Source organism: Sphaerisporangium sp. NPDC049002, from assembly GCF_040649355.1.
In the GTDB taxonomy this organism is placed as follows: Bacteria; Actinomycetota; Actinomycetes; order Streptosporangiales; family Streptosporangiaceae; genus Sphaerisporangium.
Genome location: NZ_JBEZFH010000277.1, coordinates 1 through 8,266, shown reverse-complemented (window position 1 = coordinate 8,266; position 8,266 = coordinate 1). Strand labels below are relative to the sequence as shown.

Here is an 8,266-nt window from a genome sequence, read left to right as displayed (position 1 = left end):
CCGAATATCCCATCTGACCCGGCGCGAAACTTACACCAGGCTACGCCCCCCGGGGCGGCTGTTCGTGACGAGCCTCCCGGGGGGTCTCGGCGGCCTGTCCCCGGGCCGGCGGCCGGGGACCCTCGCTCACATGCCGGCGATCAGCTTGTCGACCCTCTCGTCCACGCTGCGGAAGGGGTCCTTGCACAGGACCGTGCGCTGGGCCTGGTCGTTCAGCTTCAGATGCACCCAGTCGACGGTGAAGTCACGGCGCTTCTCCTGCGCCTTGCGGATGAACTCGCCGCGCAGCCGGGCCCGGGTGGTCTGCGGGGGCACCGACTTGGCCTCGAAGATCTTCAGATCGGACGCCACCCGCTCCACTGCGCCGCGCTTCTGCAGCAGGTAGAACAGCCCTCTCTTGCGGTGCACGTCGTGGTAGGCGAGGTCGAGCTGGGCGACCCTGGGCGAGGACAGCGGGAGGTCGTACTTGTTGCGGTAGCGCTCGATCAGCTGGTACTTGGTCACCCAGTCGATCTCGCGGGAGACCAGGTCGAGGTCCCCGGTCTCCACGGCCCGCAGGGTGCGCTCCCACAGCTCCAGGACCCTACGCGTGATCGCGTCGCCGCCACGGCGGTCGACGAAGTCACGGGCCTTCGAGAGGTACTCCTGCTGGATCTCCAGGGAGGAGGCCTCCCTGCCGTTCGCCAGGCGCACGCGCCTGCGGCCGGTCATGTCGTGAGAGACCTCGCGGATCGCCCTTATCGGATTCTCAAGGCTGAGGTCGCGCATGACCGTGCCGGCCTCCACCATGCGCAGCACCAGGTCGGTGGCGCCGACCTTGAGCAGCATGGTGGACTCGCTCATGTTGGAGTCGCCGACGATGACGTGGAGCCTGCGGAAGCGCTCGGCGTCGGCGTGGGGCTCGTCGCGGGTGTTGATGATCGGGCGGGAACGGGTGGTGGCGCTCGACACGCCCTCCCAGATGTGCTCGGCACGCTGGGAGACGCAGTAGACCGCGCCGCGCGGGGTCTGGAGCACCTTGCCGGCCCCGCAGATGATCTGCCGGGTCACGAGGAACGGGATCAGGACGTCGGCGAGCCTGCCGAACTCGCCATGCCTGCCGACGAGGTAGTTCTCGTGGCAGCCGTAGGAGTTGCCCGCCGAGTCGGTGTTGTTCTTGAAAAGGTAGATGTCTCCAGCGATGCCTTCCTCGCGCAGCCGCTTCTCCGCGTCGACGAGCAGCCCTTCGAGGATGCGCTCCCCCGCCTTGTCGTGGGTGACGAGCTCCACGACGTTGTCACACTCGGGGGTGGCGTACTCAGGGTGGCTTCCGACATCGAGATACAGGCGGGCACCGTTGCGGAGGAACACGTTGCTCGATCGGCCCCAGGACACGACTCTGCGGAAAAGGTACCGCGCGACCTCGTCGGGAGACAGCCTTCGCTGACCCCTGAACGTGCAGGTGACGCCGTATTCGTTCTCCAAGCCGAAGATGCGACGATCCATCACATCACACTATGTCCCCGGGGCCCCGTAGGGGAGGGATCTTCTCCGGGTTTCCGGGTGAGCAGTCCCTGCCATCGCCCTCCGGTGACGCGCGGCCCACCCCGGGGGCGTATGGATCTCCGCGACCTTGACGGTTCGTCCCGCCGGCCGGAGACCGCCGGCTCCGATGCCGAGGGGCCGCTCAGGCGACCGGCTCCGATGCCGAGGGGTCCGCTCCCTCAGGCGGGAGACGGCACGTCCCGGCCCCCTGACTGGCGTGGGGACCGGGACGTGACCGGGTGGAGCTCGACGGAGACCTCGGCGGCTGGTTTCAGTCGCCGGAACCGTCGTCGATGTCGCCCTCGGGAGCGGTGGCCGCCGAGTCGCCGGGGGACCCGTTGAGCGCGCCGCTGACATCAGGCGGAGACGCGGGCTCGGGGGACGGCGCGCTGGTGGCGATCAGCCGCTCCAGGCGCGGGCCGGTGAGCCGCTGGAACTTGCGGTGCTCCCTGGTGCGGTCGAGCACCGCGACCTCCAGCTGCGAGACGGGCGGGCGCTCGCCGCCGGGCTCGGTGAGGGCCCCGAGAGCGGCGTCGAGGGCCTCGGTCAGCGTCATGCCCTCGGAGAAACGCTCCTTCAGGCGGCCCGCCACCGCGTCGGCCACGCCGCCCATGACGACGAAACCGTGCTCGTCGGCGACCGAGCCGTCGAAGGTGAGCCGGTAGATCTGGTCGTCCTCGGGCGCGTCACCGACCTCCGCGACCACGATCTCCACCTCGTACGGCTTGCGCGACTCGGTGAAGACCATGCCGAGCGACTGCGCGTACAGGTTGGCCAGCCCGCGGGCGGTGACGTCACTGCGGTCGTAGGTGTAGCCGTTGATGTCGGCGTAGCGGATGCCGCCCAGCCGCAGCGCCTCGAACTCGTTGTACTTGCCGACGGCGGCGAAGCCGATGCGGTCGTAGATCTCACTGATCTTGTGCAGCGCCCTGGAGGCGTTGGGCGCGACGAACAGAATGCCGTTCTCGTACTGCAGCACCACGACGCTGCGGCCGCGCGCGATGCCCTTCCGCGCGAAATCGGCCTTGTCCCGCATCTCCTGTTCGGGGGACACATATCCAAAGGGCATGGACACCGGTGGTGATCCTCTCGTGGCCGTGGGTGGTGACTAGCGCAGCGGGGCGGTGGGTCCGTCGGGGTTGTTCAGACGCGCGTCGAGCACCTGCCGTACGTACCCCTCGACCTCCTCGTCGGGCAGGCGGCGGAAGCCCTCGTCGGTGATCACCGCGACCAGCGGCCAGATCTTGCGGGTGACGTCGGGCCCGCCGGTCGCCGAGTCGTCGTCGGCGGCGTCGTAGAGCGCCTGGATGCACGCGAGCACCGTCTCCTCGGCGGTGGCGCCCTCGCGGTAGAGCTTCTTCAGCGCGCCGCGGGCGAACAGCGAGCCCGAGCCGATCGAGGCGTAGTTGCTCTGCTCGTAGGGACCGCCGCCGACGTCGTAGGAGAAGATGCGGCCCGCGTCGCGGGTCTCGTCGTAGGCGGCGAACAGCGGCACCACGACCATGCCCTGCATGGCCATCGGCAGGTTGCCCCGGATCATGGTGGCCAGCCTGTTGGCCTTGCCCTCGACCGAGAGCTCGCGGCCCTCACGCTTCTCGTAGTGCTCCAGCTCGACCTGGTAGAGCCGGGCTATCTCGATGCCCGTGCTCGCCGTTCCGGCGATGCCCATACAGGAGTAGTCGTCGGTGCGGAAGACCTTCTCTATGTCCTTCTGGGAGATGTAGTTGCCCGAGGTGGCCCGCCGGTCGCCGGCCATGACCACGCCGCCGGCGAAGTTCAACGCGACGATCGTGGTCGCGTGCGGGATCAGGTCACCGACGGAGGCCGCCATCGAGTCGAATCTCCCCGGGAGGAGCCCCGGAGCGTAGGACCCCACGAACTCGGTGAACGACGTCGATCCGGTGTCCAGGAACAAGTTGTTCGTCCAGCCCCGCTCTGCTGCCACGCGACTCCCTCCCAAGTGCTTTCGGCTTCTACGCCGACCCTACTCGTGGTGCTGTCGTGGTTGCACTTCCCACGATCAGCTCAGCGCGAACCGCTTTCGCCCATCCAGCCTCATCTTCCACAAAAATAATCTTTACGGATCAGACCGGCCATGTAATTGTCGAGTTGTCGTGACATGTAAACAGGTATGCCTCCATCCCCCCTAGGGGAGGTCCCCCGTGACACCTACACGAACCCTCGCCGCGCTGGCCGCCGCCGCCCTGACCCTCACCGCGTGCGGCTCCGGAGGACCCTCCGGAGACGGCGGCACCACCCTGACGATCACCGCCAACGCCATCTCGGGCGGGAAGAACGCGGCGACGGCCGACTGGACCAAGAGCTGGCTGATCCCGAAGTTCGAAGAGGCCCAGAAGGCCAAGGGCAAGAGCGTCCACGTGCTGTTCCAGCCGAACGGCGTCGACGACGAGCAGTACAAGACCAAGATCGCCCTCGACCTCAAGTCCCGCACCGGCGCGGACATCATCGACCTGGACGGCATCTGGGTGGGCGAGTTCGCCCAGGCCGGGTACGTCAAGCCGCTGGTGGAGACCGCGGGCTCCGAGGTCGAGCAGTGGGACGGCTGGAGCCGGATCCCCCAGGCGGTCCAGGGCCTCGGGATCTTCGAGGGCAAGAAGTACGGGCTGCCGCAGGGCACCGACGGCCGCGTGCTGTTCTTCAACAAGACCCTCTTCGCCAGGGCCGGCCTGCCCGCCGACTGGCAGCCGACGAGCTGGCAGCAGATCATCGACGCGGGCACGGCGCTGAAGAAGGCCGGGGTCCCGGCTCCGATCCAGATCGACGCGGGGACCGCGATGGGCGAGGCCACCGCCATGCAGGGAGCCCTGCCCCTGCTCGTGGGCACCGGCTCGGAGATCTTCTCTGGCGGCAAGTGGACGGGCGCGTCGCAGGCGGTCAAGGACGTCCTCGGCTTCTACCGGCAGATCTACACGACCGGGCTCGGCGACCCGCGGCTCCAGCAGGAGGCCAAGGGCCGCGACAAGTCCTTCCAGGAGTTCGCCGACGGCAAGATCGGCATCCTGGCGGAGGGCGACTACTTCTGGCGCGCCGTCATCGAGCCGAAGGCCGGGGTCGCGCCCATGCCCGACCGCGACAAGGTCGTCGGCTACGCCCTCATCCCCGCCAGGCAGCCGGGCGCCGGGGTGCGCGGCCAGGACTTCGTCAGCATGTCCGGCGGGGCCGTACGGGTGCTCAACCCGAACTCGGGGAACGCCAAGCTGGCCTGGGAGCTGCTGTCGTTCATGCACTCGGCCGAGGCGACCAAGGCCGGCCTCGCGGGCGAGGCGAGGATCACCTCGCGCACCGACGTGAACGAGGAGGTCCTTTCCGCCGACCCGATGCTGGGCTTCGTCTCGGAGAAGGTGCTGCCGATCACCTCCTTCCGGCCGGGGCTCGCGGTCTACCCGCAGGTCTCGGTGGCCTTGCAGGAGGCGACCGCCGACGTGGTGTCCGGCAGGAGCGTCGAGGAGGCCGCCGCCGCCTACGAGAAGAAGCTCGAAGGCCTGGTCGGCGGCCCCTCCAACGTCTCCCAGTGAACGATCGTCCCAAGCGAGCGAGCGCGAATGAACGCTGACGCGGCCGGGCTCGGGAGGTCCAGGGCGGTCGGGTTCGTGCTGCCCGCCCTGGTCCTGGTCGGCGTGTTCCTGATCTTCCCGGCGCTCTGGACGATCTATCTCGGCCTCACCGACTTCAGGCTCACCGGGCTCGCGGCGGCCGATCCCCGGTTCGTGGGCGTGGAGAACTACACCGCGGCGCTCGGGGACGAAAGGTTCCACACCTCGCTGTGGCTGACCTTCCAGTTCGTGCTCGGTTCGGCGGTCGCCGGCCAGGCGGGGCTGGGCTTCGCGATCGCCTGGGCCCTGCGCGGCCGTACGGGCCCGGTCAAGCGGGGGGTCGAGGGCCTGGTGCTGCTCGCCTGGATCCTGCCGTCCTCGGTGGTGGCGTTCCTGTGGATCGCCCTGCTCGACCGGGACCAGGGGACGCTGAACGCCGTGCTCCACACTCCCGGGTTCGCCTGGCTGCTGGACCATCCCATGCCGTCGATCATCGTGTTCAACATCTGGCGCGGCACCGCGTTCTCGATGATGCTGTACGGCGCGGCGCTGGAGAACGTGCCCCCGTCCCACCTGGAGACCGCCCGGCTCGCCGGGGCCTCGACCTTCCAGCAACTGCGCGACGTGGTGTTCCCGAGGATCAGGGGCCACATGCTGACCAACCTGCTGCTGATCAGCCTGTGGACGTTCAACGACTTCACCAGCTTCCAGATCACGGCCGGCGGGCCGGAGGGCCGGTCGGAGATCCTGCCGGTCTACATCTACGACGTGGCCCTCGGCAGCGGGCGGCTCGGCTTCGGCGCGGCGGTGTCGTTCCTGGTCCTGCTCATCAACCTGGTGCTCGCGCTGGTGTACCTGCGCCTGCTGCGCGGCCGGAGAGGGGTGGCCGGGTGAGCGCGGGAGATCGCGGCGCGGCCGTACCGGTGGAGACCGGGCGGGTGCGCCACGCGGTGGCGGCGATCGGGCGGGCCACGTTCCTCGCGGTCGTCGCCGGGTTCTTCGCGCTGCCGCTGCTGTGGCTGGCGACCGCCCCCTTCGACGCCCATCCGACGATCACCACGTCGGTGCCGGAGTTCACGCTGGGCAACTTCAGGGCACTGCTGGACAACCCGTACGTTCTCAGCTCGCTCGGGAACTCGGTGCTCCAGTCCGCGGCCAGCGCGGCGCTGGTGGTGGCGCTGGCGGCGCTGGCCGCGTACGCGCTGTCCCGGGTCCGCGTCCCGGGCAGGGACGCCCTTCTGTACGTCCTGCTGCTGCTGTCGTCGGTGGTCACCGGCACCGCCGCCATGGTGCCCGTCTTCGAGCTCGCCACCCGGCTCGATCTGGTCGACACCCACCTCGGCGTCGTGCTGACGCTGTCCGGAGGACTGCTCCCGGCCGCGATCTTCATTCTGAAGGACTTCATGGACGGCACGCCCACCTCCTACGAGGAGTCGGCCCGGGTGTTCGGCGCGAGCCCGCTGCAGATCCTGCGGCACATCGTGGTCCCGGTGGTCCGCCCGGGCCTCGCCACGATCGCGGTCTGGGCGGTCGCCTCGGTGTGGGGCAGCTTCCTGACGCCCTTCATCCTGCTGCGGGACCCCGGGAAGTCCCCCGGCGCGGTGATCCTCTACACGCTCTACACCGAGGGCGGATCGCCGCGCCTCGACCTGATCTCGACCTTCTCGCTGCTCTACTCCCTGCCGGTCGTCCTCATGTACGTCCTCGTGAGCCGCAGGTACGGCTTCCGCTTCCACGGAGGGATCAAACGGTGATCTCGCTGCACGGCCTCACCAAGGAGTTCCCCGGAGGAGTCCGGGCGGTCGACACCCTCGACCTGGAGATCGCCGAAGGCGAGTTCTTCGCGCTGCTCGGCCCGTCGGGGTGCGGCAAGACGACCCTGCTGCGGACCATCGCCGGCCTGGAGACCCCCACGTCGGGACAGATCGTGATCGGCGGGACGGACGTGACCGGACTGCCCCCGGGAAGGCGCGACGTGGCCATGGTCTTCCAGGACTACGCCCTGTTCCCGCACATGGACGTCACCGCCAACATCGCCTACCCGCTGAGGATCAAGAAGGTGCCGCGCGCCGAGCGCGAGGCCAAGGCGGCCGAGACGGCCGCGCGGCTCAGCCTCTCGGAGCTTCTCGCCCGCAGGCCCGCCCAGCTGTCCGGCGGCCAGCAGCAGCGCGTGGCCCTGGCCAGGGCCATCGCCTGCCACCCCACGGTGTTCCTGTTCGACGAGCCGCTGTCCAACCTGGACGCCCGGATGCGCTTGGAGGCCAGGACGTTCCTCAAGCGCCTCCAGCGGGAGCTGGCGGTCACCACGGTCTTCGTCACCCACGACCAGGGCGAGGCGCTGGCCATGGCCGACCGCATCGCGGTCATGTCCGCCGGGCGGATCACGCAGGTCGGCACCCCCTCGCAGGTGTTCCAGCGGCCGGCCACCACCTTCGTCGCCTCCTTCATCGGCAACACCCCGATGAACCTGCTGCCGGGGGTGGCCGGGGACGGCGCGCTGCGGGTGGCCGGGGCCGTGCTGCCGATGGCGCCGGGCGTCGCCGACGGCGAGGAGATCGTGTACGGGCTGCGCCCCGAGTACACCGACCTTTCCGCGTCCCCCCGTCCGGACGCCTTCGCCGGGCACGTCTCGGTCGTGGAGAACCTGGGCACCTCCTATCTCGTGACCCTCGAAGTGACATCGGACGCGGGCGAGCACCTGGTGCGGGCCGTCGTCGGTGAGGACGCCGAGCCCGCGCGGGGCGGCCCGGCCTGGGCGGTCCCGCGCCATGCCCGCGCGCTGGTCTACCGCGACGGCGAGCTGGTGGTCCCGTGAGCCCCGCTCCCGGGCCGATCAGGACGCGCGGGCGGTGGACCCTCGACGACCGTCTCGCCGAGCAGGTCCACGCGGTGCCCGTCGAGCTGCCGCCGGGCACCCGCGCGTTCACCGTGGAGCTGGCGTACGACCGTTCCTCCGGCGTGCTGGACCTCGGATGCGAGGGCCCCTCGGGCTTTCGCGGCTGGTCGGGCGGCGCCCGCTCCCGCTACACGATCGCGCCCGCGTGGGCCACGCCCGGATACCTGCCCGGGGAGCCGGAGCCCGGCCTCTGGCGGGTGCTGCTCGGGCTCTACCGGGTCCCGCTGGACGGCCTGCCGTACGAGCTCACCGTGACGCCCCACGCCACTCCCCCGGCCGCCCCCGGCTCCCC

7 protein-coding genes and 1 pseudogene are annotated in these 8,266 nt (G+C 69.8%); 5 read left to right on the top strand and 3 right to left on the bottom strand.

Going from position 1 to position 8,266, the window contains the following annotated elements:
• Nucleotides 1-126: 126 nt before the first annotated feature.
• The 3 genes from pafA to prcB form a co-directional block, all read right to left on the bottom strand.
• Nucleotides 127-1,485: a Pup--protein ligase gene (gene pafA, locus AB0B89_RS33045; RefSeq protein ID WP_262844541.1), complete on the bottom strand. Its 1,359-nt coding sequence runs from the start codon at nt 1,483-1,485 to the stop codon at nt 127-129.
• Between the two features lie 310 nt (nt 1,486-1,795).
• On the bottom strand, nt 1,796-2,593 hold the full coding sequence (gene prcA / locus AB0B89_RS33040) for a proteasome subunit alpha (protein ID WP_358560620.1): 798 nt from the start codon (nt 2,591-2,593) through the stop codon (nt 1,796-1,798).
• Between the two features lie 39 nt (nt 2,594-2,632).
• Entirely contained in the window at nt 2,633-3,469 is an 837-nt protein-coding gene (prcB, locus tag AB0B89_RS33035) for a proteasome subunit beta (protein WP_358560618.1), read from the bottom strand.
• A 217-nt stretch (nt 3,470-3,686) separates the two neighbouring features.
• Here prcB and AB0B89_RS33030 point away from each other — a divergent pair, with 217 nt between their 5' ends.
• The 5 genes and pseudogenes from AB0B89_RS33030 to AB0B89_RS33010 all read left to right on the top strand — a co-directional run.
• The gene (locus tag AB0B89_RS33030) at nt 3,687-5,060 is read left to right on the top strand and encodes an extracellular solute-binding protein (protein ID WP_358560616.1); all 1,374 of its coding nucleotides are present in this window, start codon (nt 3,687-3,689) and stop codon (nt 5,058-5,060) included.
• A 27-nt stretch (nt 5,061-5,087) separates the two neighbouring features.
• Nucleotides 5,088-5,972: a sugar ABC transporter permease gene (locus AB0B89_RS33025; protein WP_358560614.1), complete on the top strand. Its 885-nt coding sequence runs from the start codon at nt 5,088-5,090 to the stop codon at nt 5,970-5,972.
• Nucleotides 5,969-6,832, top strand: a complete 864-nt coding sequence (locus AB0B89_RS33020; protein ID WP_358560613.1) for a carbohydrate ABC transporter permease — start codon at nt 5,969-5,971, stop codon at nt 6,830-6,832. The genes AB0B89_RS33025 and AB0B89_RS33020 overlap by 4 nt, the downstream gene beginning before the upstream one ends.
• Nucleotides 6,829-7,893, top strand: a complete 1,065-nt coding sequence (locus AB0B89_RS33015) for an ABC transporter ATP-binding protein (protein WP_358560611.1) — start codon at nt 6,829-6,831, stop codon at nt 7,891-7,893. The genes AB0B89_RS33020 and AB0B89_RS33015 overlap by 4 nt, the downstream gene beginning before the upstream one ends.
• Nucleotides 7,890-8,266 (top strand): annotated as a pseudogene (locus AB0B89_RS33010) (PHP domain-containing protein); the annotation flags it as partial. The gene AB0B89_RS33015 and the pseudogene AB0B89_RS33010, both read left to right, overlap by 4 nt.